The sequence below is a fragment of the Paenibacillus violae genome (genome assembly GCF_032461945.1).
GTDB lineage: Bacteria > Bacillota > Bacilli > Paenibacillales > NBRC-103111 > Paenibacillus_E > Paenibacillus_E violae.
In genome coordinates this window covers 182801-208238 of record NZ_JAWCUD010000014.1, presented here as the reverse complement: position 1 = coordinate 208238, position 25438 = coordinate 182801, and the positions used below count along the sequence as shown (strand labels likewise).

At 47.9% G+C, this 25438-nt stretch carries 17 protein-coding genes; 15 read left to right on the top strand and 2 right to left on the bottom strand.

Translation table 11 applies throughout. From position 1 onward, the window contains the following. Positions 1 to 143 precede the first annotated feature (143 nt). The 6 genes from RQP52_RS31345 to RQP52_RS31320 all read left to right on the top strand — a co-directional run bounded on the left by RQP52_RS31345 (position 144) and on the right by RQP52_RS31320 (position 6723). On the top strand, positions 144 to 1220 hold the full coding sequence (locus RQP52_RS31345; RefSeq protein WP_315955479.1) for a carbohydrate ABC transporter permease: 1077 nt from the start codon (positions 144 to 146) through the stop codon (positions 1218 to 1220). A 22-nt stretch (positions 1221 to 1242) separates the two neighbouring features. Further along, positions 1243 to 2136: a carbohydrate ABC transporter permease gene (locus RQP52_RS31340; RefSeq protein ID WP_315955478.1), complete on the top strand. Its 894-nt coding sequence runs from the start codon at positions 1243 to 1245 to the stop codon at positions 2134 to 2136. Positions 2137 to 2199: 63 nt separating this feature from the next. Beyond that, positions 2200 to 3006: an HAD family hydrolase gene (locus RQP52_RS31335; protein WP_315955477.1), complete on the top strand. Its 807-nt coding sequence runs from the start codon at positions 2200 to 2202 to the stop codon at positions 3004 to 3006. Positions 3007 to 3020: 14 nt separating this feature from the next. Continuing rightward, entirely contained in the window at positions 3021 to 4436 is a 1416-nt protein-coding gene (locus RQP52_RS31330) for an MBL fold metallo-hydrolase (RefSeq protein ID WP_315955476.1), read from the top strand. Between the two features lie 38 nt (positions 4437 to 4474). Further along, positions 4475 to 5848 carry an ABC transporter substrate-binding protein gene (locus RQP52_RS31325; protein ID WP_315955475.1) on the top strand — a complete coding sequence of 458 codons (1374 nt, stop codon included), beginning with the start codon at positions 4475 to 4477 and terminating at the stop codon, positions 5846 to 5848. Positions 5849 to 5940: 92 nt separating this feature from the next. After that, positions 5941 to 6723 carry a DeoR/GlpR family DNA-binding transcription regulator gene (locus RQP52_RS31320; protein ID WP_315955474.1) on the top strand — a complete coding sequence of 261 codons (783 nt, stop codon included), beginning with the start codon at positions 5941 to 5943 and terminating at the stop codon, positions 6721 to 6723. Positions 6724 to 6800: 77 nt separating this feature from the next. On the opposite strand, the gene RQP52_RS31315 is transcribed toward RQP52_RS31320, so the two are convergent. Beyond that, positions 6801 to 12761 carry a galactose-binding domain-containing protein gene (locus RQP52_RS31315; RefSeq protein WP_315955473.1) on the bottom strand — a complete coding sequence of 1987 codons (5961 nt, stop codon included), beginning with the start codon at positions 12759 to 12761 and terminating at the stop codon, positions 6801 to 6803. 591 nt (positions 12762 to 13352) lie between these two features. Here RQP52_RS31315 and RQP52_RS31310 point away from each other — a divergent pair. The 6 genes from RQP52_RS31310 (at position 13353) to RQP52_RS31285 (ending at position 20158) form a co-directional block, all read left to right on the top strand. After that, the gene (locus RQP52_RS31310) at positions 13353 to 14237 is read left to right on the top strand and encodes a carbohydrate ABC transporter permease (protein WP_315955472.1); all 885 of its coding nucleotides are present in this window, start codon (positions 13353 to 13355) and stop codon (positions 14235 to 14237) included. 31 nt (positions 14238 to 14268) lie between these two features. Then, positions 14269 to 15192: a carbohydrate ABC transporter permease gene (locus tag RQP52_RS31305; RefSeq protein WP_315955471.1), complete on the top strand. Its 924-nt coding sequence runs from the start codon at positions 14269 to 14271 to the stop codon at positions 15190 to 15192. A 73-nt stretch (positions 15193 to 15265) separates the two neighbouring features. Then, a complete protein-coding gene (locus tag RQP52_RS31300) occupies positions 15266 to 16576 on the top strand; it encodes an ABC transporter substrate-binding protein (protein WP_315955470.1) in 1311 nt (436 codons plus the stop codon). Between the two features lie 16 nt (positions 16577 to 16592). Next, positions 16593 to 17315, top strand: a complete 723-nt coding sequence (locus tag RQP52_RS31295; protein WP_315955469.1) for a glycerophosphodiester phosphodiesterase — start codon at positions 16593 to 16595, stop codon at positions 17313 to 17315. A gap of 20 nt (positions 17316 to 17335) precedes the next feature. Next, positions 17336 to 18511, top strand: a complete 1176-nt coding sequence (locus RQP52_RS31290) for an ROK family transcriptional regulator (RefSeq protein WP_315955468.1) — start codon at positions 17336 to 17338, stop codon at positions 18509 to 18511. Positions 18512 to 18577: 66 nt separating this feature from the next. Then, positions 18578 to 20158, top strand: a complete 1581-nt coding sequence (locus RQP52_RS31285) for a phytoene desaturase family protein (protein ID WP_315955467.1) — start codon at positions 18578 to 18580, stop codon at positions 20156 to 20158. Between the two features lie 68 nt (positions 20159 to 20226). Here the strand turns inward: RQP52_RS31285 and RQP52_RS31280 are convergent, their stop codons facing one another. Then, positions 20227 to 21420, bottom strand: a complete 1194-nt coding sequence (locus tag RQP52_RS31280; protein WP_315955466.1) for an MFS transporter — start codon at positions 21418 to 21420, stop codon at positions 20227 to 20229. 149 nt (positions 21421 to 21569) lie between these two features. Here RQP52_RS31280 and RQP52_RS31275 point away from each other — a divergent pair, with 149 nt between their 5' ends. From RQP52_RS31275 to RQP52_RS31265, 3 genes are all read left to right on the top strand, one after another. After that, the gene (locus RQP52_RS31275; protein ID WP_315955465.1) at positions 21570 to 22175 is read left to right on the top strand and encodes a TetR/AcrR family transcriptional regulator; all 606 of its coding nucleotides are present in this window, start codon (positions 21570 to 21572) and stop codon (positions 22173 to 22175) included. A gap of 985 nt (positions 22176 to 23160) precedes the next feature. Then, positions 23161 to 24027 carry a MurR/RpiR family transcriptional regulator gene (locus RQP52_RS31270; RefSeq protein WP_315955464.1) on the top strand — a complete coding sequence of 289 codons (867 nt, stop codon included), beginning with the start codon at positions 23161 to 23163 and terminating at the stop codon, positions 24025 to 24027. A 101-nt stretch (positions 24028 to 24128) separates the two neighbouring features. Continuing rightward, positions 24129 to 25433 carry an ABC transporter substrate-binding protein gene (locus RQP52_RS31265; protein WP_315955463.1) on the top strand — a complete coding sequence of 435 codons (1305 nt, stop codon included), beginning with the start codon at positions 24129 to 24131 and terminating at the stop codon, positions 25431 to 25433. The last annotated feature ends 5 nt before the right edge of the window (positions 25434 to 25438 follow it).

Sequence of the window (25438 nt, the reverse complement as noted above, 5' to 3'; positions counted from 1 at the left end):
TGACTACAGCGGATAACGAATTGTGTAAACATCGGTAACATCGGCAACAATTTCTTAAAGCATCTATAATTATCAGCAAACAATTGCTGGCTACAATAAGTAAAGTAAGGTGAACAAAAGGCAGATAAGAGAGGAGATTCCAAGTGATAACGAAAGAAGCTGCTGCTTATGACAACAAGCCTATTCCAAAAATGCGGGAGCGTATCATCGTCAAGTCGCGTTCTCGGAGAAAAGCAAAAGAAGCGTGGACGGGATTATGTTATGCCCTTCCGGCGCTGGCTCTGTTATTGCTGTTTCGATATTGGCCGCTTCTATTCGGCATGTGGATGAGTTTGTGGAAGTGGGGTTATGTGCCGGAGCGATTCGTAGGATTCGATAATTACATTCGTATTTTTACAGAAGACCTCGTTGTGCAAGATCCAACCGTCGGTTTACAGCTGGGCCCTGTCGGACAAGGTTTCATGGTTACCGTATTTTACGCCATAGGCACGATTCCTTTGTCATTGTTGCTTTCATTTTTTGTTGCCTATGTCTTGTTTCATATAACGAGAGGCAGAACCTTGTTGCGCGTCCTTTTCTTCCTTCCGTACATTACTTCACAGGTTGCGGCGGCAATTGTATTTAAATGGATTTTCCATCCAAGCGTGGGCCTTGCGAATTGGGCTGTAAACAAGGTGGGAGGAACGCCGCAGCAATGGCTGACGGATCCGGATCCCATTCTAATTAAGCTGATTCAATCGCTTGGCGGACACTGGCCATCTTCGATCCCAACGGCATTCGCAGGTCCGACTTGGGCGCTTGGTGTCATCATGTTGTTCACGATATGGGGGAGTCTGGGCTTCCAAATTGTTGTGTTCTTATCAGGGTTGACGCAAATTCCTCATGATTTGACGGAGTCGGCCCGAATCGATGGGGCAAGGACGTGGCATACGATCCGTCATATTACGCTGCCACTACTGTCGCCGACTTGGTTTTTACTCATCATTGTCTCTGTGATTGGCGCTTTCGAATCGTTTAATGCGTTTTATGTGTTCTCTGGTGGAGAAGGTGGGCCATTAGGTTCCACGATGTCACTGCCTTTGTATATTTTCAGAAGCTTCTATGTGTACGGTCAAGTTGGTTACGCATCGGCCGTTTCGATGGTATTATTCGTACTTTTGCTTGGATTAACTTGGCTGCAGCTGCGTTACGGCGAGAAAAAGGTTCACTATATGCATTAATGCAGAATGGAGGATGAGAAGAATGTTTGGCTCAGTAGGATCAAGCCGATCTTCCCGAATAACATGGTTAATCGTGTGGATTTGCACGGTGTTGTTAGCCTGCTGTGTGGTGTTCCCATTCGTATGGATGATTCTGACTTCGCTAAAAAGTGCGGAGGAAATTAATCGCATGCCGCCAACGTGGCTGCCGGATGTATGGCACCTCAAGAACTACGCGGAAGCATGGTTAAAACCGGAATCCACCTTTCAGCGCTATTTTGTCAATACGGTGATTATCGCTGGTGTTGGCACGGCACTCCAATTACTTGTGTGTGTACCGATTGCTTTTGCCATTACCCATTTTACATTTCGCGGTCGTAATCTCATCTTTATGCTCGTGGTGATCACCATGCTCATTCCCTTTGATGTTACCTTGGTCCCTAACTTCGTGACGATGCGGCATATTCCGTTTGCCGGCGGTAACGATTGGGCGGGGAACGGGGGGCAAGGTTTCTATGACAGTTATATGGGCATGATGCTGCCGTTTTTGGCGGAGGCTTTCACCATATTTTTGTTAAGACAAGCTTTTCTATCTGTGCAAAAAGAGTACTGGGAAGCTGCTCAAGTGGATGGCATGTCGAGCGCCCGATATCTGTGGTCCGTACTGCTGCCACTCGTACTGCCTTCCTTAATTACGACAGCATTACTTGCTTTTATCGGAAAATGGAACGGTGTCCTTTGGCCATTGTTGATCACATCAAGTGAATCGCTCAGGCCATTGCAAGTAGGTTTGTTATATTTCGTTAGTGAAGAAGGACCTAATTATCACCATTTAATGGCGGCGGCTACTTTTACAATCGCTCCAATTGTCGTGTTGTACTTGGTCGCGCAGCATTGGTTTCATCAAGGGATTACCTCAGCTGGGCTAAAAGGATAAGCCAAAGTTGGACGCTTTAGAATTATAAAAAAACAACAAAGAAAGACACTGGAGGAACATCAGATGGATTGGCTGCATGAGATTGAAGTCGTCTTATTCGACTTAGATGGCACGCTTTATCAGGACGGCACATTTTACAAACGGTATTTGGAATTGTTGTTTCAAGAGGGAGATCATGCAGCAAGTTTGGATGAGATTCTGGAAGAAATGGATTGTTTACTTGAAGGTAAGCATACAAGCGGCATTGGGGACTGGTACCATCCGAGCACGGATACTTGGTCACGGGTAACGTTAGAGAATCCAGTGGAACCACCACATCAAGATGGGAATCCCCGAGCTATTTATGCCGGCGATGCATGGAGCTTGGTTAGCATTTTTACCGTCAAGCACGGGATCGGTGAGGCCAAGCGTCAGGAGGCTTTTCAGCAGGTGCGCAAGGAAATGCTTCAGGGCTCGTCGAGTTTCGAACGCCATGCAGGGTTATATGAGGCTATTCGTCAATTGAGCGGAGTCCGCTTGAAGCTGCTGCTCACGAATTCGCCGGAGAATACAGGGCGTGAGTTTATTGCTGCACTTGGCGCCAACGAGTTGTTTACGGATATTAAGTACGGAGCGGGCAAGCCGGCTGGATTGGAACATTTCATGAGTGAGCTGATGAAACGAGAGGGGCTGCGGCCTGAACAAATTCTCTCGATCGGCGATCACGCTTGGAACGATCTGTATCCGGTGCGTCAGCTAGGCGGACGCACAGCGTGGATATCCGCGTACCCATCGTCCGACCTGTCGCCGTGGGATGTACGACTGACAACGCTGGATGAACTAGCATCCTTTTTGACGGATATTCAACATAGCAGACTTAAACACGTTTAGAGGAGGTAATGTGTATGAATCAGCAGCATCAGTTGGAGGAACGTATAACGTTTTATGGTGGGTTGACCACGATTGGCGGAGTTCATATCTTATACAGCTGTGGAGATACGGGAATCGTGTTTGATCTTGGTATGGCACGCGGATTTTTCAAAGGCGAAGTCAGCGTCCGTTCAGACTTTGGGATCCGAAGCAGTCTGCTGACACGGATGGCGCCGCCAGTGTTGGGATTATACGATCCTGCTTTCCTTGGCGATGTTGGGGAAGCTGAGCTTGCGCAAGTGTGGGGTCAAGATCACTTTCCTCAGGTAAATAACCTGCATGGTTTTGTAAGCCACATCCATCAAGACCATATGGCACTGCTTCCTTCCTTGCGTGAAGGACTTCCCGTCTGGATGCATCGTGACGCTTATGCAGTGTATGAAGGTGTTGTAGCTGCAGGCGAGTATGAAGGTACGCAGGCCGATATTCGTCTTATTGAGGACGGACAGATCGTCGACTTCGGCACTTTCCGCATAGAGTTCATCGAAGTAGATCATGATAGTCCTGGAGTTACGGGCTTCATTATTCACGGACCGCAGCACAAGATTGCTTTCACGGCCGATTGGCGCCGCCATGGTCGGAATTCGCACCGCTTGGATCGCTTCATTGAACGCTGCCAAAGCGCTGAAGTTGACCTGCTCATCACCGAAGGCACAAGAATGCGACCGGACACGTTGTTCCGCAAGCCGAAGGACCGGCTTGAAGTTGAGGTGGCTGTCGAATGCCGCCGTGCGATGGAAGACACGGAGGGCTTGGTGTATGTTAACATTCTCGCTCGCAACGTGGAGCGCGTCGCTGATTTAATTATCCGCACCAAAGAAGCGGGTCGTCAGCTTGTCATGGACGAAAGTACAGCCGTTCTGTGGAAAGAGGCTTCCACGAGACTAACGGTGCTAGCCGGGCATCAAGCGCTTGATGTCGATCGGGATGTCATTCGACTTATGAGCACGCCGCAATGGTCCAAGGGGCCGCACCCTACCAAGGAAGTTGATCTTCCTTACGAGTCCATAACGGTAAATGAAATTACGGCTAATAAATCGTCGTATGCCGTTTATCTTACGTATCCGAACACACCTCTTATAGCGGAAATGGAAACCTTCGGTTCACGCGCTTCGGCATCGATTTACGTTCATGCTGACGGTAACCCGTTGACCCCATCGGACGAAACGCTTCTGAAGTGGCTCACGGAATTTGGTGTTCAGTATCGCTATTGCGCAACTGGAGGACATGCTTCCCCGCAGGAGATATCCGAATTAACTATGCGGATTTCCCCGAAATTAGTTGTTCCTTTGCACAGCTTACACCCGACATTGTTCAACAGTGGCAGCATAAGGAAGTATTGTCCGGCTCCTGGAGAAAGCTTTGAACTTTCAGAACTCGTTAGTAAATAGATGCTTCATGCAACATACAAATCGAGGGAGTGATAACCATGAATTTGACGAAACGATTTCCAGCTTGGAAAGCTTCAATGGCGAGCCTTTTGCTTCTCGCAACCATCGGTTGTGGAACGCCGCAGCAAGCAGCGCCCGCTAGCACGGGCACGCAAACGGATAAAAAAGAGGAATCTAAAGTAGCACAAGGGATTGAGCTTGGGAAAAACGGGCCGATTTCGATCGATTTCTGGCATATTCAAGCAACGATCTATGGTGATGCCATCAAAGAGATGGTCGCAGCTTTTAATAAAGAGTATGAAGGTAAAATTATTGTCAAAGAAGTGTTCCAGGGTTCGTATGACGATTTGAATAAAAAAGTGCGCGCTTCCCTGCAAGGCGGGGGCCTTCCAGCGGTAGCTATGTCCTATGAGAGCGATACGTTGGAATATATGAAAGCAGACAAAATTGTAGCGCTCGACGACTACATCAACGATCCGGTTAACGGGTTGAAAAAGGCAGAGCTTGATGACATCATGCCAGGCGTATTGGCTCGTCAGCGAATCCCGGAATACAATGGGAAAACAATGAGCTGGCCGCACGGCAACTCGTCCATGGGTGTGTATTACAACATAGATTTGCTTAAGAAAGCAGGTTATGAGAAGCCGGCAGCAACCTGGCAGGAATTTGAAAAGATGGCGCTAGACATTACGGAGAAGACGGGTGTTCCTGCTCTGGTTATGGGGAATGCCAATAATGGCGGAACGTTCCGCACCTGGCTGCGCACTTACGGCATTGATCCGATTAATCTGGATCAAAGCGGTGTGAACTATGATAATCCGCAGGCATTGGAATTGGCTGGAATCATCAAGAATTTGGTGGATAAGAAAGCGATTCTGTTCGCACAAGACACGGAGCAGGAGTTTACGAACGGCAGAGCCGCGATGGAAATCGGTACGACGGCTCGCACAAGCTCCAAACTTGATTTGGTGAAAGATAAGTTTAAATGGGGTATTACGTTAATCCCGCAGGGGAAAAGCGGAAGCAAAGTGACGGAATTATACGGCGGCAATCAAGTCCTGTTCAAGACAACGCCAGAGAAACAGCTCGCTGGTTGGTTATTTATGAAGTATTTCGCTGAATCTAAGGCCCAATCGATTTATGCTGCCAAAACAGGTTATTTCCCAGCAACGTTATCCGCACAGAATACGGATTTATTGAAGAAAAACTATACGGATAACCCGCAGAAAAAGCAGGCTTTCGATGAAGTGTTCCCTTATGCGCGAATCGATGTATCCAGCGCTGCGCGCAACAAGATGGATACGGCGGTTGGAGAGGCTTTGCAAGCGATGAGTGCCGGTAAATTATCTCCGGCCGATGCGCTGAAGAAGGCGCAGGCTGATTCCACGAAAGCGCTCAAAGAATTTAAATAAGCTCAGAAACAATAGGTAACAGGCTTCCTGCGTAAGCGCCATTAGGCTTATGGGGAAGCCTTGTTTTACTCGCATCAGGGGAGGTTATAGGTTTGAACTCAGTCCGTCGAAGAAATGAAATTATTATGGATGTGCGGCGTTCCGGCAGCGTTTCTGTTGATGAATTAATGTTGGCCTATGGTGTCTCTGTGGAAACAATTCGCCGGGATTTACGTATTTTGGACGAAAAAGGCATTGTTCGCAGAACATACGGCGGTGCGGTTAAAAGAGAGCAGACGACGTGGGACATGCCGTATTATGATCGCATGCAGCTGAATCTGGAGCGTAAAGAGGCTATTGCCCGCGAGGCGGTGCTCTTATTGGAGGATGGCGATAGTGTTTTCGTAGATGGCAATACGACCGGGCTTGTGCTATCGCGCTTGATTCCAGCCGATAAAAACCTGACGATCGTGACGAACTCGGCGATGGTCGCCTTGAATCTCGTTCAGAAGAAAGGAAAGCTGAGTGTCTACATGGTCGGTGGCGAGGTGGGCGAGGATGGGATGACATTCGGCTATAAGCTACACTGCGAGCTTCGTCAATATCGCTTCGACAAAGCGTTGTTTTCCTGTATGGGGTTTGGTACACAAGGCATTTATTATTCCAAATGGGAGCCCCTGCAAATTGCGCAGATGATGGTCGAGCAGAGTAATCACCTCATTCTCATGGCGGATTCGTCCAAAGCTAACCGCAGCGGATTTCTGTTTGGGATGGAGCTTGATCGGATTCAAACGTTAGTGACCGATGAAGGGACGCCGCACGATATGCGCGAGAGTCTGCGGGAAACGGTCCGTAACCTGATCGTCACCAGCAGCGATGATCAGAGTGAAAGGTAAGATGAGGTAGTCCTGCAAATTGCAAAGAAGAGGCTGTCCCCCGGTCATTAAATGACTTGGGACAGCCTCTTTATTTATTATTCGTATACTTCTAGTTCAAATAAGGAGTAGCCGTATTGCGTATTGCGTTGTGTGCCGGCAGCTTTCACGTAACGAGCGTCAACAGGGGTGAAGAGGATGTTGTCTTTACCGCCGTCTCCGTACGTTGTCGAGGAAACTGTCGTCCAGTTCTCGCCGTTCGTGGACACCTCAACTGTGTAAGCCTTCGCTGAAGCATTCTCCCAGTTCAGAAGAACACGCCCGATCTTGTAGGATTGCCCAAGATCTACGCAGATCCATTGTGAATCGCTGAATGGTGATTCCCAACGTGTGCTTTTGTTTCCATCCACAGCGAACTGCGCACTTTGAAGCGGCGTTTCAGAAGTGGTGACTTGTTTGTTAAGTGCTAGATTAGCTGCAGGAAGAATGGCTTGCACAACGGTATCGTCGTCATAACCAGTTGAGCGCACCTTTACTTCGTATGGGCGAGCTTCCGTGAACAAGGCAGCGTTAAACGTGATTTTGCCTGCGGATACTTTATATTGGTCAGCGCGAAGGGTAACGCCGCTCAGTTCAACTGCGTTGATTGCGTTTCTCCAAGCGCTATTGTCCGCAAACGTGACGTCGATGGTTTGACCAAGAATGTTATCGGTCGTATCTGCTGTCAATTCAGGACCTGCAAGCGGAGCTTGATTCCCGGCGTAAACTTCGAATTCCCATAACGAGAAGCCGTATGGTGTTCCACGTTTGATTCCGTTCATTTTGACATATCTTGCACTCACTGGAGCAAATGTAAGATCGTCAACGTCCCCGTTGCCATTCTCCGTAGCATATACGGTTGTCCATGTTTGTCCATCCAAAGAGACATCGATGGTATAAGCTTTGCCGTAGGCATTTTCCCACGTCAGAACGACGTGATTAATCGTTTTTGGAGCTCCTAGATCAACGCTCATCCATTGGTTGTCTTCAAAAGCAGACTCCCAGCGGCGATCGAATCGACCGTCGACGGCATCCGCGCTGGAACGGTGGTAGTCCGGCGATGAAGCTGTCGGTCTATCGTAAGCGAGATTTAGCGGATTCGGATTCGTCGGATTTGTAGGATTTGTTCCATGGCCTTGATCGGGGTCCGGATCTGTATTCGGATTCCCTGGAATATCTTTTGCTGCGACAGTTTGCTGTACGGATGCTTCCGTGTACCCTTTCGCTTGAACCGAAATTCGGTACGTTTTCGCATCTTTGAAAAGCGAAGCGTCTAAAGTGATTTTACCTGCGGACAATGTGAATTGGCCGGAGCCCACCACCGTATCGTCAACTTTGATGGATTCTATTGTGCCTCTCCATGCTGCATCATCGTCGAAGGTGATGTCGATCGGCTGACCGACTTTCGCGTCCGTTGTATCAGCTGACAGTTCCGGCGCGCTCGGCAAGCTGGAAGCATTGCCGTACACTTCAAATTCCAAAAGCGAGAACCCGTAGGCTGTCGTCCGCTCAGTTCCGTTTACTTTCACGTATCTTGCCTCTGTTGGCAAGAATCCGATATCGTTGATGCCTGGTTTGCCTGCTGTTGTCGCATAGACCGTTTTCCAGTCTTTACCGTTTGAAGAGACTTCAACCGTGTAGCTCTTGCCGGCTGCATTCTCCCAGTTCAGAAGCACACGGGAAATGGTGTTATCCGCACCAAGATCGACGGTTAGGTACTGCGGATCGCTGAAATCGGACTCCCATCTCGTAGCGGTGTTTCCGTCAACGGCATTTTTGCCGGCTTGTTTCGGATTCGCAGAGGTGAACGTCGGTTTGCGCAAGGCAAGGTTGACGTTCGAGTTCGTAACGATCGTTTGCTGAACTGCAGCATTGGCAAAGCCTTTGGCCTCGACGGAAATGTCGTAGCTGCCAGCTTCAGGGAACAAGGCGCCATTCAGTGTGATTTTACCTGGTGAAACGACGTATTGTGCAGCAGATGCCGCCACGCCATTAACTTTGACACCAAGGACTGCGTTTCTCCAATCTGCGAAGTCATCAAAGCCGATGTCAATTGGCTGACCTGCGCGGTTCATGGTCGTATCCGCAGTCAACTTCGGAGCGTCAAGATCGCCTGCCGGCGTACCGAACACTTCCATCTCCCATAAGGAGTAACCGTAGTTTGTCGTCCGCTCTGTGCCTTCTACTTTGACATATCTGGCATTCACGGCTGGGAATTTAATGTCGTCGATGCCTTCATGACCACGTGTGGTCGTGTACACCGTTTGCCAAGTTTGGCCGTCTACAGAAGTTTGAACGGTATAGCTTTTACCAGCTGCATTCTCCCAGTTCAAGCGGACATGACTGATTTTATACTCCGAGTTCAGGTTAACGCCGATAAACTGCGGATCGCTGAAATCGGATTCCCAACGTGTATCCTGTTTCCCGTCGACCGCGTAGGAGCCTGGGTTTTTCGCTTTATCCGATGTAAAGGTCGGTTTGTTCAGCGCTAGATTTACCGTTGAGTTCGTGATGATGACCTGCTGTACGCTCGTATCCGGGTATCCGGCGGATTGAACGGTAATGGTGTAGCTGCCTTCTACCGGGAATACAGAGCTGTTCAAGGTAATTTTGCCGCCTTGCACACGATATTGATTGGCATCAATGGCTGCTCCATTGACAAGAACGGAGCTGATGGACTCGCGCCATTTCAGATGGTCGGCAAACGTAATGTCGATTGGTTGTCCAATCGTGGTTTGCGTAGTATCTGCCGCAAGCTGCGGAGGTGTGTTGCCATCCAAATCCGTCACTTTCATCGGATCTACTTTCACAAGTGATTTCGGTCCAACTTTTGCGGAACCAGTCACGCCGGCCGCATTGTGGAATGTCACCGTAACCGCTTCGTTCTTCGGATTCCAGATCATTGCGGAGTAAACCGAATCTTTCTTGTAGACGGTAGCTCCTGTCCAGCCGGTTGCCCAAATGTCTTTGGTGCGCGTTCCGAGAGTTGCCATGCTGTGAACGAACCAGTACGTGTTGAAAATCTCATTTTTTTGCGTATTCTCGGTCGTAAATTTATTAAGTACCGTTTGCGGCTCGCTTAAGGATTCAATAGGCCAAACGATGTGCTGCCATGCGTTCTCAGGTCCTTTGTTATCCTTTACAAGACCATTATACAGGTCTGCAGCTTTCTTAGGATCGAACCCATAGCTTGTCAGGTATTCGCCAGTCGGTAACCAGTGAATCCCGTAAATGTTGACAGGGTCGCCGCTGAAGAACGTACCAAAGTTGTACGCGCTGCCGTACACTTGACCAACGGATTTGTGCGCAAACCCAGGCAGCCAGTTGTCGTTGTCATAGTTGAACCAATATTGTTCTACAGCTTTCAATTCTGTCGTGAAGCCGTAGATGGAGATATCACGGAACTTTTTGTCACCGGACATCAGGCTCCACATGTATTCGCCAACCCAGCCGAACAATGACTCGCCCGCTGCTTCCTGATTGTTCCCGTTGTTGTTATCCCCGTAACCGCCAGCCCATGAATGGCCCTCATACGGATCGAAGTTGCGCAGGAACGGATACATCGGATCGCTTTTCGACGGATTCGCGTAGTCACGGATCAGGTGCTCAACCATCTCGCCGTAATTGTTTTTGAAGTCTTGATCATACGTGGCAAGTACAGCAGAAGCGAAGACATAATAACCATAGGTAAAATGATGGTCAGTAAGGCCTGTATTAGCGCCGAATTCGCTGTTTTTGTAATACATAGTACCCCAAGTTGGGTCGTAGTACATGAAGTAATCCGGCTCCCCATTGGTGTAGGTGTACCAGTCTGTCAAGATCGTTCTGAGGCGCTCCAAGAACACATTTTTGTACGCTTGGTCTCCGATCTGATCGGCGATCAAGACGCCCATTGCCAGCGGATGAAGCACTTTGCCTTGCCAATAAGCATCACCTGACATGATGTTCTTCGATGTTGATTCGTCCAGATAGCTTAGCTGTTTAAGCAGCGTTTCCCGTGAGTAAGTAGGATCTCCCGGCTCTGTAAATTGAGGCACGATGCCGTTAAAACGGTCAACCGTCGTAAACGAATTGCCCTCATGAAGCTTCAATGTGCCGCGAATGGACTCATAAGAAAGCGAAGTCAGCGGAGAAGACGTTTGCTTCCATTGATGCGGGAGCAGGGCCATCAACGTCGTTGGCTCCATGTCCGTACGCTTCTGATCGATCTCGACGTCGAAGCGGGTTGTGACTTCGGAGGTGTTCTCATCGAAGCCCGGAGTTACGGTCGTATTTTTAATGAAGGCATAGCCGTGTTTATAAAAATAGTTCAAATCGCTGGCAGCCGGCATAGAGGCTAGAGACAGGTAGTTCTGTCCACTGCCGAGTCGAACTTTGATCTTGTTGCCGACTTTCATAAAGACGGAGCCTTGCGGTGCGAACAAGCCGTAGTGGCGAGTCACGGGTTTGGATTGCGGTGAGCCATCCACGTTGTTAACGGTAAAACCGATGTGGTCTGCCGTCAACGTAGCGCCTTCGCCCAGGAGAACCGGATTGCCGTTGTCGTCATAGAAGCTTGTGGAAACCGGGAAGTTCAACTCCGGTGTCGTTGGATCGCTGAATTCCGAATACAGGTACGGCGAGCCTTTGACGAACGTTGTTTTCATTTTCTCCGTGTCGTTGTCGCTTAGCTGAACAGTTGCAGACCAGTCGCCATAGCCGGCTACTTTGTTCTTGATGTGCGATGGCGAGATGTTGCCTGCGTTCAAGTAGAAGTCAGGTGCGCCATCGGCTGCTTGCGAGTTGCCTGTGTCATTCACCCAACCCGCACCCGGGTTCAGGATACCAAGACCCATCGTCGTGTATTTGGATTTGAGCGGAAGCGTGATAAGGCTGTCACTCAAATTTTTAATAAGAACGGACTGCCACCAATCATTAGAAGGAATCGGACCCTTCACGTCATCTGTTTTATTAACAGGAGGACGGGGCTGCGGCATATTAATATCGCTGCTCAAATAGCTGCCTTTACCTACTTCAACGGTCGATGCGGTAGGAAGGGAAGGAATGGTATAAGCCGGTTTCGGATCGCCATCCACATAATCGTACACGCTGAAATTGAACAAAGAGTAGCCGTAGCTCGTCGTGCGGGAGATCCCCTTCATACGAACATAACGTCCACTGGCATATACCGGCGTATCCATCCAACCGTCTTGACCGTTAATTTCACGGTAAATCGTTGTCCAGTTCTGGGCATCGTCCGAAACTTGCATATCATAGATGCGACCGGCGGCATTTTCCCAGTTCAAGCGGATGCGGCCGATGTCATGTTTGCTGCCAAGATCAACATAAATCCACTCGTCGCTCGTGTTCGCAGAGGACCATCGTGTTGTCGCATTGCCATCCACAGCATATTCAGGCAATAAAAGAGGCTTATCTTTGTCAGGTGCAGCTGTTGAAGAAGCCGTTACCGGTTTATTCAATGCAACATCTTCGCCAAGTACGACAGGGAGCGGATTGCTGCCGCCTGTACCGTATACTTCAAATTCATAAAGGGAAACGCCGTAGCCTCCGCTGCGCTCAAGCGACAGCATGCGGACGTAACGTCCTTCGCCAGATAAGGCGATGGTGTCAACGCCACCGTCTCCTTTGGTATCTGTGTAGATGTCTTTCCAGTTCGTTTCGTCGTCAGATACTTGGATCTTGTACGACTTCGAATAGGCATTTTCCCAGCGGAGGACGGCTTTGTCGATCTTGGCTTTGGAGCCAAGGTCTACATAGATCCACTGCTCGCCGGCGCTGAACGCACTTCCCCAACGGGAGTCGGTATTGCCGTCAAACGCTTTGTCCGGCGTCAGGCCACCTTCGGTTGACGAGGCGTAGGCTGCACCCTCATAAGTCAGAAGGTGGGACGTTTCGCCTGCATTCGCAGCCGATGCTGGTGCAGGCATACCGCTCCAGGACCCAAGAAGCACAGAAAGAGCGAGCGCTGATGATGCTGTTTGGGTCAATTTCTTGCGTATTCTTTTCTTGGGTGAACTCATTCCTTCATATTCCTCCTTTTTTCGCCCGATAGGGCTTGCTAACTTGAATGTTGTGAACTGACAAAAAGAAACAACATTCTTCATTATTTTGGAAATTTTATTTCCAACGCGATTATATATTCTGTCGAATCCTGTTTACAATAAGCGGAAATTCCTAGTCATTTTTTGGAATTAGGCCTGTGTGCCTACATGAAAAAAATGAATCCAGGTCATTTTTTGTCCGCCGGTCGAATAAAATATGGTTCGTCTATCATGATGTCAGGTTTAGACTCAATTAGGAAGCGCTCATGTAAGTTTATTCATTTAAAAATTTAATTGGTCATCGGGACCTAAGCGTATATGACAAACGTAATAGGTCTTAAATTGCTGTCTTAATAAAATATTTACAATTGATCCTGGGTTAAAAAAGAATTTTGTTTACTCCATTAGAATTAGGCAGCAGGAAGGAACGCAAGGCTATACATATTTACATATTATTCAAAGTGAGATAACACTTACTTGATTTTGTCTTGTTACGATGACCATATAAATAAGTCAAATTATTTTACTAATTACTAGCTTCGCTAATAAATGAGAGGAGGAACCACCGCATTGTCACTAAAATCATGGAAAACCAATGTTGCCGGTTATTTGCTTCTGGCGCCATCCCTGCTGGTTATTGCTATTTTCGTCCTTATTCCTGTCCTCTATAGCGCAGGTTTGAGTTTGTACTCATGGGACATGCTGCGCCCGACGCCAACCTTTGTTGGCGTAGATAATTACCAGAGGTTGTTTACCAACGAAGAGTTTTATCATTCTTTGAAGATCACCTTTCTTTTTGCAGCTATGACGGTACCGTTATCGATGTTGATCGCATTGATTTTTGCGCTGCTGCTTGATCAGGGTTCCAAAAAGCTGATGATCACGTACCGATCGATGTTTTTCGCTCCTATGGTTACTTCCACCGTCGCAATCTCGGTCGTTTGGATGTTCATTTTCCATCCGGATTATGGCCTGGCGAACGCGATAATAGAAAGTTTCGGTTTCAAACCGCTCCGTTGGCTCAATGATACGAACACATCCCTGATGTCACTAGCGATCATGTCGATTTGGAAGACGCTGGGTTACAATGTCATTATTTTGTTAGCCGGTTTGCAGAACACGGATTCCAGCGTGCTGGAGGCAGCGAAAGTAGATGGCACAAATAAGTGGCAAGTAGTTACGAGAATCCGCATACCACTGTTGACTCCATCGCTCTTTTTGCTATTAATTCTGCTAACGATCGAGCAATTCCAGACATTTACTCAAGTCAACGTCATGACAAAAGGCGGTCCTGCCAAGAGTACGGAGTTAGTGGTGGTGCAGCTTTATCACTATGCCTTTGAGCTGTTCCAGATGGGGTACGCTTCGGCGATTTCGATGGTCATTTTTGCGATTGTTTTGCTGCTTGTTGTCCTGCAAATGATCGTGGTCGGCCGAAAGGTACACTATCAATAAAATCCGTCATTTTAGAAAGGTATGAGGCAAGATGCGTATATCCAAGCCGGTTACAGTCGGACAGAAAGCAACACTGAAACCCGTTGGTGGGGAAATGAGGACGGCAAAACGCGCTGAAAGATTCCGTTCGCTAAGCAAACTGCCGATGGACCTATGGTTGAAGCATGCAGTACTGCTGGCAGGTGGATTATTTATGATGCTGCCCTTCATCTGGATGTTTCTATCTTCTGTCAAATCAACGGAAGAAATTTTCTCGGGGAGCTTATTCGCTTTGCCGAAGATATGGCACTGGGAGCATTATGGGCAAGCCTGGAAAAAGGCTCCGTTCGACCGGTTTTTTATGAACAGTTTGGTGATGTCTGCCGGCATTGTAGTGGGTCAACTGATGACCAGCGCGATGGCAGCTTATGTCTTCTCCTGGGTTCCAATCCGCGGAAGAAAACTGTTGTTTCTTCTGGTTGTCTCTTCAACGATCGTCCCGTTCGAATCTACGATGATTCCATCCTATTTGGTCATTAAAGAACTGGGTTGGATCAATAGCTATGCCGGACTCATCGTCCCAAGCACAGCAAGCGTGTTCGGGATATTTTTACTAAGGCAGTTTTTTCTGACCATTCCCAAAGATTTGATGGATGCTTCACGGATCGACGGGTGCGGGCACTTTCGAACCTTGATACAGATCGTTATTCCGATGTCCAAAACGGTGCTGGCAACACTCAGTCTCTTTGCTTTCCTGCATGCTTGGAACAGTTATCTGTGGCCTTTACTCATCACGAATACGGCGAATATGCGAACCGTTCAAGTAGGGCTGCGTTATATGATCGATGCGGAACAGGGAACGGATTGGCCTAGTCTGATGGCGGCATCGACATTTATCATCCTGCCAGTGCTGCTATTCTTCCTGGTTAGCCAAAAATATTTTGTCAGGGGGGTGATGAACGCCGGTGTGAAATAAAAATAAGCCTTGCAAGAGGATGACGATAAACCAAATTTATATAAAAAAACAAGATAGGTGGAGGAACCATTTTATGAAAAAAACGATGATTGTCTTGCTTTCGTTATCTATGTTGGGGTTGACGGCGTGTGGAGCAGCTAACCAACCAGTTGAGAATGCTGACGCAGGGAAAACAGCGGATAAACCAAGTCAAACGACCCAAGCCGAACAAAAACCGGTTACACTGAGTGTATGGACAACGAATAAAGACTTGCTTGCCGATCAGGTTAAAGCTTTTGAAGCGAAGTATCCTACGATTAAAATTAAAGCTGAATTCATGGGCGGATATGATGAAATGGCTCAAAAAGTCATGGCTGCTGTTGTATCCAACACCCTGCCCAATGTGGTTCAGCTTGGCCAACGGCATGGTATTCCGCAAATGGCTGACAGCGGGAAGCTGCTTCCGATTGAACAGTTCATGAGCGAGCAGGAGAAAACGGATGTATATCCCGCTTTTTGGGATCGATTCCGATATAAGGACAAGCTTTGGACCATCCCGTACAACAGCAGTACACCCATGCTCTACTACAACAAAACGCTGTTCGACCAAGCCGGTCTGAAGGCGCCAAATACATGGGATGAGCTGGTAAAAGCAGCGCAAACGCTGACCAAAGACACAAACGGTGACGGCAAAGTTGATGTATGGGGCTTTAATACGGCGGCTGATTCGCCTTGGTATGTTCAACCGATGACGTGGAATCGCGGTGGAAGTATCGTGGATAAGGCAGGAAAAGTTACGGTAAACAGCAAGGAAGCGGTGGAGGCCTTGAAATCGTTCCAGGACTTGGTTCATGTGCAAAAAGCAATGGCGCCGAACCAGCATAACACGGCAGAGCAGGATTTCAGTTCCGGTAAATTAGCTATGATTTATAAATCCGGTTCTGCCTTGGCGGGTACTCAAAAAGAAGTGGGTCAAAAGTTTGAAATCGGTGTAGCTTACCTTCCAATGATCAAAGACCGTAACGTGCCGATTGGCGGAAACAGTTTGGGGATTTTCAAGTCAGATCCAGATATGGAAAAAGCGTCCTGGACGTTCGTTTCCTATTTGACGAATACGGAGAATGCGGCAGCGACCAGCATCTCGACGGGTTATGCACCGATTAAAAAATCGGCCACAGAAACAGATGCATTCAAGAAAAAAATGAGCGAAGATCCGAACTTTAAAATCATCATGGATCAAAATCAATTCCTGCGGGGGCAAGGCATCCATCCGGCGGATTCCCTGATTTGGTCGGGATTGGTTACAGCGCTTGAAACCGTTGAAGGAGATGCCAAGGCTGATCCGCAAAAAGTGCTCGACAAGCTGCAAGCCGACGTAGACAGCTTTATGAAGAGCTATAAATAATAAAGGAGTGTTCACAATGTTCATGAATTTAGCCCACCGAGGTGCTTCGGAATATGCGCCTGAAAATACACTAGCTGCTTTCTATAAGGGGCTTGAGCAAGGTGCGAACGGGATTGAGACCGATTTGAAGCTATCGAAAGACGGCGTCGTTATTTTATTTCACGATAATGAGTTGGACCGTACGACGAACGGTCATGGTCTTCCGTCGTCCTATACGTGGAAGGAGCTTCAGGAGTTGGATGCCGGCTCTTGGTTCTCCCCGGCTTACGCGGGAGAGAGGCTCGTCTCTTTTGAGCAATTTCTTCATTATTTTGGTAGAAAAGAGGCTTTGTTTGCCTTAGAATTAAAGGATCCTAACATCGAGCTGCCAGTTCTGGAGCTGATTAGAAAGTATGATGTAGAGCATCAATCGACGATTACCTCTTTTCGATATGAGAATTTGCAAGCCGCAAGAGCTGCAGACCCATCGATCCGACTCGGACATTTAATCCGAAAAATTGATGAGGAGGCTATTGCACGTTTGAAAGAAATCGGCGCTGTGCAAATTTGCCCTTGCGCGGATGGACTTGAGCAAGAGGATGTGCGGCTTGCGAAGTCAAATGGTTTTGAAGTCAGAGCGTGGGGTGCTTTTACCCCTGAGTTGATGAAACATGCTCTACAATGCGGCGTTGACGGCATGACCATCAACTTCCCGGACAAGTTAACAGCAGCAATCTGCAGCGCATCGCCCAACAATTAGAGCAGCATGGAGGAATCGGCTTGAAAGAAGATTACAACAGTTTTCGTTGGATGAAACTTCAAAATAAGAAGAAGGTGCTTGAGCTCCTCCATCAGGAGAGGCTGATTTCACGCATTGACATTGCGCGAAGGGCTAATCTGCAGAAGATGACCGTTACGAATATTGTGAATGAACTGCTTGCCGAGGAACTTGTCATAGAAGAAGATGTTTTAGCTATTTCCGGGGTCGGGCGCAAGCCCGTCCTTCTTCGTTTAAATCGAGAAAATCTTTATGCTGTCGGTATTGAGGTGACGAAGAGTTATATCATTGGTTTGGTGATGAGCTATAACCGGGAGATCGTTTATCAAGAGAAGGTATATCTCGTGGGCACATCGACCAGTGATGTTACTCCTTGCCAAGGGGAAGCCTTAACGAAACGTCTTGAGAAGCTGATTGACGGACTGCTGGAGCGGGTCCCGGCTTCTGTTCGCAATCTGGGAATTTGTGTGGGTATACAGGGCATCATTGATTCGCAAAAAGGGGAGGTCATTCATTCCCCTTATCTTGGTTGGTTTCAGTTCGGGATTAAGGAGCATCTTTCGAAGCGGTATGCGGTTCCTGTGTATGTTGACAATAATGTGCGCGCTTTTGCCAGGGGAGAAGTATGGATGAGAACGGAAAAGCAGCTGCGGCATGCCCTGTGCATTTATTTGGATGAAGGCATCGGCTCCGCATTGGTGATGAATAGCGAGATCTATACTGGTAATCGTTATTATGCAGGCGAAATTGGACATATGAAGATTGGCTGGGGCGGCCCCTTATGTTTTTGCGGACAGCGGGGATGTCTGGAAGCCTATGTTTCCGTCCAAAGGATTAGGGAGGAGCTCGGTTGGCCAATAGGAACTTTCACCGAAATCATGCAGCTGCTGGAAGAAGGTCATCCGCGAGCGAAGATGTTATTCGAGCAGGTGGGTCGACACCTCGGGTTCATGCTAGGCAATACGCTTAATTTGCTTAATCCTACGGTGATCATTCTTGGTGGAGAGCTTGTTAAGGCAGCGGATTGGTTTAAACAATCCATGCTTAAAGCAATTGAAGAAATAACGATCCGTCCAACTCGCGATACGCCAATTATTTATAGTGATTATAATCAAAATAATTGCAGCATGGGAGCCGCCGCGCTCGTTTTTTACCAGTGGATATTTCATTGTGGGTGAAGTAATGAACTAGCAAATGTTCGAATAAGTTTCTACTAGGCTTCAATTTTAAAAAGGAGTGATAGAATGGAAACGTTCGACATTGTTATTATCGGCAGTGGGCACAATGCTTTAATTACGGCTGCTTACTTAACTCGCGCTGGTCGCAGCGTACTAGTTTTAGAGAAAAACGATCGCCCGGGCGGCTTTGTGCGGACCGAGGAACTCACCCTGCCAGGATTCAAACATGATGTGTATGCGGCGGCGCATCCTCTTTTTACGACAGGGCCCGCTTATGCTGAGCTGAGGGAGGATTTGGAAGCTCGCGGCTTACGTTATGTGAATACGGACTTGCCGACTGGGGTTTCTATGGAGGATGGGCGCACGGCAGTATTCTCACGCTCCTTCGAGGAGCTTATTGCGGAGGCGGAGCGTCTGGCTCCTGGAGACGGTGCTGCTCTGGCCGGCATCTTCGAACAGTTAAACCCCCACGTCAACGATGTGTTCGGGTTATTCAGCATGGATCTTTCAAGCCAGGAAGCTGCCCCTATCCTGAAACGGTTGCTCCATGATGACAATAGCTCAGGCTATTCGGCATTTGCCGGGCAGTTGTTCGGGACAGCCCGACAGGCGGTGAATTCGCTGAAATCTCCAGTGATGCGCGCAATGCTGGCGTCCTGGGTTACCCATCTGGGCCGCACGCCGGATGAAGTCGGAAGCGGCATTTGGGTTCCGCTCACGGCCATGGCATTGATGGGCGGCGGTATGCCAACGCCGTCGGGCGGCAGCGAACAATTAGTTCAGGCGTTGGTACAGCTGATCAAGGATCAAGGCGGAGAGATTCTAACGGACACGCTGGCCGAGCGTATCGTAGTGGAGAATGGCCGAGCTGTGGGTGTGCGAACCGCGGAAGGCAAGACATACATAGCGAAGCAAGCGGTCGTGGCATCGACCACGCCGGATCAATTATATCTCTCGCTGCTGGCTGAGAGTGACAGCCCTTCGGCGCTGCGCAGCCAAGCGAAGCAGTTTCGGTATGGCCGCGGCTGCGTACAGATTCATCTGGCCCTTAACGAGCCTCCGCGTTGGCCGGATGCCCGCTTTGATCGTGTAGGACAGCCTCATCTTACGGATGGCCTGGATGGATTTACGTTAGCGATTGCCCAGGGGATGGCTGATCTGCTTCCGGCGAAACCAACTTTTACTGTCGATTGTTCCACGAATCTCGACCCTGCACGCGCGCCTGCAGGTAAAGCGATCATGCGGATTCAAGTGCTTGAAGTGCCAACTCGGCCACGGGGAGATGCCGCCGGACTGATCGATGTTGGAGATGGCCTATGGACACAGGATCTCACGGAGCGTTTTACAGAACGAGTATTGCAGGTTGTGAGCAAACATATTCCGAATATACCGAGCGCGATCATTGGCAAATATGTTGTAACGCCGGATGTTATCGCCCGATTCAATCCGAACGCCGGGCCGGGAGATCCATACGGTGGCGCGCACGATCTGGCGCAAAGCTACCTGTTCCGTCCTTTGCCAGGACAGCCAAGCCACCAGACGGTTATTCCGAATGTGTATATGCTTGGTGCAGCGACATGGCCTGGCCATGGGGTGAATGGCGGCTCGGGTTATATCGTAGCTCAGCAGCTTTTGTCGCGATTATAAGTTTACATAGAAAGGAGCTGCCTGATGGCAGCTCCTTTGTGTTGGATATTTTATGGAGGAAAGTTCCCTTATTTGTGTTTACGTTCGGTCAAGAAATACAGGAATGCGATGAAAGTCAGTGCCACCCCAATACATGCACTCGATACCCAACCGCCATGCGCGTAAGTTAATCCACCTAAAAATGAGCCCACCGCTCCGCCGATGAAGAAAATCGCCATGAATAATCCATTGAATCTTCCTCTGGCTTCATTCCCTAACGAAAAAATAATTCTCTGGCTGGCTACGAGATTGCCGGAAACCGCCATATCAAGCGTAACCGCGACGACGAAAAGCAGGATGAGCGAAAAAAGTGAACCGTTGTGAAACAAGGCAATAAGCAGAAAGGACAAGATCGCAGTTACGATTGCGCCTATGGTGATCGCCTTGGTGAGACCTTTGTCCGCCAGTCTACCGGCGATAGGAGCAGCGATAGCTCCCGCCACGCCAACGAGGGCGAATAAAGCGATGCCTTGTTGGGACATACCATATTCATCCGCCAATCGGAGAGGTACGGTCGTCCAAAAGAGGCTGAACGATCCGAACAGACAGGCTTGATAAAAGGCGCGTCGTCTCAAGATCGGGTTCTTTTTGAACAGTTCTATCAAAGAGGCCACGAGCTGCATATACGTTAAGGTGCTTTCGGGCTTCCTTTTTGGCAGTACTTTAGCTAGTGAAAAAGCTAAAAGAGCCATGACGGCGGCGGATAGCACGAAAATGGTGCGCCACCCCCAAATGCCGGCGATCAGGCTGGAAATCGGCCTTGCGAGCATGATGCCGAGTAAAAGGCCGCTCATGACGTTTCCGACGACTCGGCCGCGCTGCTGGTCACTAGATAAATATGCAGCTAGGGGTACGAGAATTTGCGCAACTACGGAACCCGATCCGATCAGCAAGGCGGCTGTCAGGAACAAGGCGGAATTCGAGGAAACCGCGGCCAGGATCAAGGCAAGGACCACGATGGCAAGAGATGTCACGATTAGTCGGCGATTCTCTATTTTATCGCTCAGCGGAACGATGAAAAGCAAGCCGGCTACATAGCCGATTTGGGTTAAAGTTACGATCAACCCGGCTGCTCCTGAAGGTAGACCGAGAGCTGTGCTGATGGGACCCACAAGGGTTTGGGAATAATAAAGGTTGGCTACAATAAGGCCGCATGCCGCTGCCAGAACAACCATCATTGTTGTGGAGATCTCGTTTTGCGGTTTTGAAATGGACTTGCTCATAGGAAATGTTCCCCCTCTACAACAATGAATTTGCATTAAGTGAACGTTTCGTCTACTTAATAGGTATCACTATATACTGAACGAAGCGTTTTGTAAATACGCTAATTTTCATATATACTGATGGCAAAGGATAGAAAGGGGTCAGTTGAATGGCTCAAAAAGGTCGCCCGAGAGATGTTAAGCTTCAACATGTGATATTGACTGTAGCTTATGAGCTGCTATTGGAAGGTGGTTTTGAAGAAGTAACCATCGATAAAATTGCTGAAAAAGCAGGCGTGAGCAAAGCGACCATCTATAAATGGTGGCCCAATAAAGCCGCAGTCGTGGCTGAAGGTTTTTTTGAAGCTGCGGCCAGCCGCCTGCCTGTCCCGGATACAGGCTCAGTTCTGAAAGACGTTATGCAACATGCCGTAAATTTATCTTTGTTCATGGAAAGCAAAGAAGGAAGAGTGATCTCGGAATTAATCGGCCAAGGACAGATGGACTCTGCATTGATCCAGGTTTTCCGGGAATACTATGTGAAGCCTCGTCGCACAGAGTCCGCTATGATTCTGAGAAGAGGGATTGACCGCGATGAGTTAGGTAAAGAGCTGGATGTAGAGTCCAGCATCGATCTGATCTATGGTCCCTTGTTTTACCGCTTGTTAGTTAGCGGGGAACCGTTAACCGAGGATAAAGTGAAGCGAATGATTTATACCGTTTTTCATGGATTAATTTCCACGGGCAAAACAGAGATAAATATATTGGATTTATAGATGAGAATGTCACTGTAGCGGTAGTGAAAGTGCTCCGACAGGACATTAGAGAAGCTACAGGACGCTAGGTTCCCCTATTTTGCTGATTAAGCTTGACGGAATTTTATCCGTCAGGCTTTTTTGCCTACTTTATGCCCGTATCAATGCTCGCTTTCGGAGTAACTGGAGATTCTACTGTTAAAAATTGTGCGGAGTGGGACTTGAGTGGAATAACGGGAGATTGTGCAGGTAATTTAGTAGATTCGCCTCATTTTTGATGAAACATGAACAATTAGCTAGACAATTTCCATATATTGGACTAAAAATGGGTAGGAATGAACAAATTAGCAGCACTTTTTCCCGTTAACACTAAGGGAAGGGTGGTGAGTGACGGGGTGGGGCATAAGGATGGGCTGAGGTGATATCAACGGCCTGGTCTGAGCACTATTGCGGCCTTTTGTTGTTTGGCGGGAACTACAGTCCGCTATTTTGCCGAAAAGGCACACTCTCCACGTGAAGAGGAACTACGGTCCGCTATTTCGCTGATTTCAGGTGTGTAACGCGCTATCGCGGATAAATAAGAGTCTCTAGTTCCGCTCAGAGAGGATACAGCTCTTTTTTCGCGAAATAGAGGCCTCTCGTTCCCTTAAGAGTGCTAAAACCATGTATCCAGAGTATCAAGGGGGCGTGGAGGTGGGGGCAAAACTGTCGATGTACGTGCAAACTAAACAGGAGTGTCAGGAAGAACCTTCCTGAAAGTTTTTATATGGAGGTTTATAAACTTCGTGCTTTTATGCGAACGGTGGCGAGCGATGTGACATTTTCTGCATTGAAAAAATAGTTGAAAAAATGTATACGCTTTAAATTTTAAGTGTGATAGTTTACATAACATAGGAGAAATAAAATTTCATAAAAGTATTTACAAACTGAAATAAAATTCATTATAATGAGAAATATAAGTCAGCTTTATTAACATAAAATTGAGATATCGAAAAAACGATTGAGGATGTTGCCTATGTTAAAAGGTGGATTAGTGAGCATAGAAGCTGCTATGGCAAGCTTGACGCCGAGTGAGCGCAAAGTTGCACAGTATATTTTGGAACATCCGCAAGAGGTAGTTAGCCTTTCGGTACAGAAATTGGCGGAGTTCGCCAGTGTTAGTGAAGCGACAATTATACGGCTTTCGCGTTCGCTTCATTTTAAAGGGTTCCAGGAACTTAAGATGCGAGTCGCCGGGGATTTGTCGCAGACGTCATTACCGACAGAAGCGTATCAGGAAATTAATGCGAACAGCTCAGTAGGGGAACTCATTAAATCAGTCACAACAAATAATATTGTTTCGATTCAAGATACATTAACCGTTCTTTCACCGGAAAGTGTAGAGAAAGCCATACAAACGCTAAGCGCTGCGAGGAAAATTGGCGTGTTCGGCGTAGGTGCCTCAGGGGTCATTGCGGAGGATTTCAAGCAAAAGCTTTCCCGGATTAACCGCTGGTGCGAAATTGGTACAGGGTTCGATGCGCAAGCTACCATTGCGGCTAACTTGCTTCCGGGTGATGTGGTTTTTGGTATTTCCTACACGGGTCAAACGGAAGACATGATTCGTTCGCTCGCTGTAGCTAAGAAAAACGGCGCAGTCGTCATTACGTTGACGAGATTCGGAGCTAATCCGGTAGCAGAGCTTGCCGATATTCAGCTGTTCATTAGTACTTTGGAGAAAAGCATTCGCAGCGGAGCGATGGCATCAAGAATTGCTCAACTGAATGTTATAGATATTTTGTATGTAGGCATTGCTGGTTGCCATTACGAGGAAAGTGTGAAATCACTGGATATGACTCGGCAAGCAGTTAGTGTGGGGAAACGTATTGGATAACGTGGACAAGCTATTGCGTCCTATTTTGCATGAAGCGGTTTGGTCCTCTTGTAGTTTTGGAGGTTAAACATAGATATGAAAAATTAAAGGGAGGCTTTTTTATGAAACGTTTATTCAGTGGGGCAGTTTTAACGATGGTCGCAGCATCCTCCATGCTTGTAGCATGCAGCAGTAACACCGCAACGCCAAGTGCAACTTCCGGTACAGCAAGTACTGCACCAACAACAGCAGCGCCACAGGATAAAGTAAAGCTGACAATGGGTAGTTGGCGTACAGAAGATACAGAAGCTTACGCAAAAATCATTGCAGAGTTCAAAAAGAAAAACCCGAATATTGATATCGAGTTTAAACCGACCAAGAATACAGAATATAACACAGCTCTGAATACAGCGCTACAAAGCGGGAACGGTCCTGATATTATTCATCTTCGTCCTTATGCGGCAGGCGCTGCATTGGCGGATGCGGGCTACTTGGAGCCCTTGACGAATGTTAAAGGCATGGATGTATTCTCGAAAGACACTTTGCTCGCAGCTACGGGCTCTGACGGTAAAGTATACGGAGTTCCAACTGTTTTTAGCTCAACGCAAGTGTTCTATAACAAGAAAATCTTTCAAAAATACAATCTTCAAGAACCTAAGACATGGGATGAGCTTGTAAAAACAGCGGATACATTGAAGAAAAATAAAGTAACGCCATTCGCGTTTGGTTCCAAAGAAGGTTGGATTCTTTCGCTGACAGAAGGAACGCTTGGGCCGTCTGTTTACGGAACGGATTTCATGAAGAAAATTCTTAGCGGTGCTGCGAACTTCAAAAGTCCGGAGTATGTAGCTTCCATCAAAATGATGAAAGATTTAACCCCTTATTTCCCGGATAACTATGTAGGAATCGGCATGGACGACATGAGAAATATGTTTGTTACGGAGCAAGCAGCCATGATGGTTATGGGAGATTGGGAGTATGCCGTTATGAAGAAAACGAACCCTGATCTACAAATGGATGTATTCCCGGTTCCGCCAGTGAAGTCAGATGGCAAGCAAACGGTAACGACTTGGGTAGACGGTTCATTCTCCGTCAATGCCAAATCCGCTCATAAACAGGAAGCTCTGAAGTTCATGGAGTTTTTGACTTCCAAAGAATTCGGTACGCTAGCTGTGAATGAATTGCAAAAACCAAGCACAATTCCAGGTGTAGCGGCAAATGATCCATTAGTAGCTAAGATTGCCAAAAATGCCGATACGATCTCCACGCCGTATGCTGCAGTCGTTTACTTTAATGCGGGTAACCCGACGACGAAAGCTACATTAGAGAACTCCATCCAAGGGATGTATTTGAACAAATTGACACCAGAGCAAGTAACAGAGGAAGTTCAAAAGAGTGCAGATTCCTGGTTTAAACCAAAGAAATAAGTAAA

Excerpts from the sequence above, each read along its gene's own strand:
- RQP52_RS31340 (WP_315955478.1), top strand. The coding sequence starts at position 1,243 with ATGTTTGGCTCAGTAGGATCAAGCCGATCTTCCCGAATAACATGGTTA.
- RQP52_RS31335 (WP_315955477.1), top strand. The coding sequence starts at position 2,200 with ATGGATTGGCTGCATGAGATTGAAGTCGTCTTATTCGACTTAGATGGC.
- RQP52_RS31330 (WP_315955476.1), top strand. The coding sequence starts at position 3,021 with ATGAATCAGCAGCATCAGTTGGAGGAACGTATAACGTTTTATGGTGGG.
- RQP52_RS31325 (WP_315955475.1), top strand. The coding sequence starts at position 4,475 with ATGAATTTGACGAAACGATTTCCAGCTTGGAAAGCTTCAATGGCGAGC.
- RQP52_RS31315 (WP_315955473.1), bottom strand. The coding sequence starts at position 12,761 with ATGAGTTCACCCAAGAAAAGAATACGCAAGAAATTGACCCAAACAGCA.
- RQP52_RS31305 (WP_315955471.1), top strand. The coding sequence starts at position 14,269 with ATGCGTATATCCAAGCCGGTTACAGTCGGACAGAAAGCAACACTGAAA.
- RQP52_RS31300 (WP_315955470.1), top strand. The coding sequence starts at position 15,266 with ATGAAAAAAACGATGATTGTCTTGCTTTCGTTATCTATGTTGGGGTTG.
- RQP52_RS31295 (WP_315955469.1), top strand. The coding sequence starts at position 16,593 with ATGTTCATGAATTTAGCCCACCGAGGTGCTTCGGAATATGCGCCTGAA.
- RQP52_RS31285 (WP_315955467.1), top strand. The coding sequence starts at position 18,578 with ATGGAAACGTTCGACATTGTTATTATCGGCAGTGGGCACAATGCTTTA.
- RQP52_RS31280 (WP_315955466.1), bottom strand. The coding sequence starts at position 21,420 with ATGAGCAAGTCCATTTCAAAACCGCAAAACGAGATCTCCACAACAATG.
- RQP52_RS31275 (WP_315955465.1), top strand. The coding sequence starts at position 21,570 with ATGGCTCAAAAAGGTCGCCCGAGAGATGTTAAGCTTCAACATGTGATA.
- RQP52_RS31270 (WP_315955464.1), top strand. The coding sequence starts at position 23,161 with ATGTTGCCTATGTTAAAAGGTGGATTAGTGAGCATAGAAGCTGCTATG.
- RQP52_RS31265 (WP_315955463.1), top strand. The coding sequence starts at position 24,129 with ATGAAACGTTTATTCAGTGGGGCAGTTTTAACGATGGTCGCAGCATCC.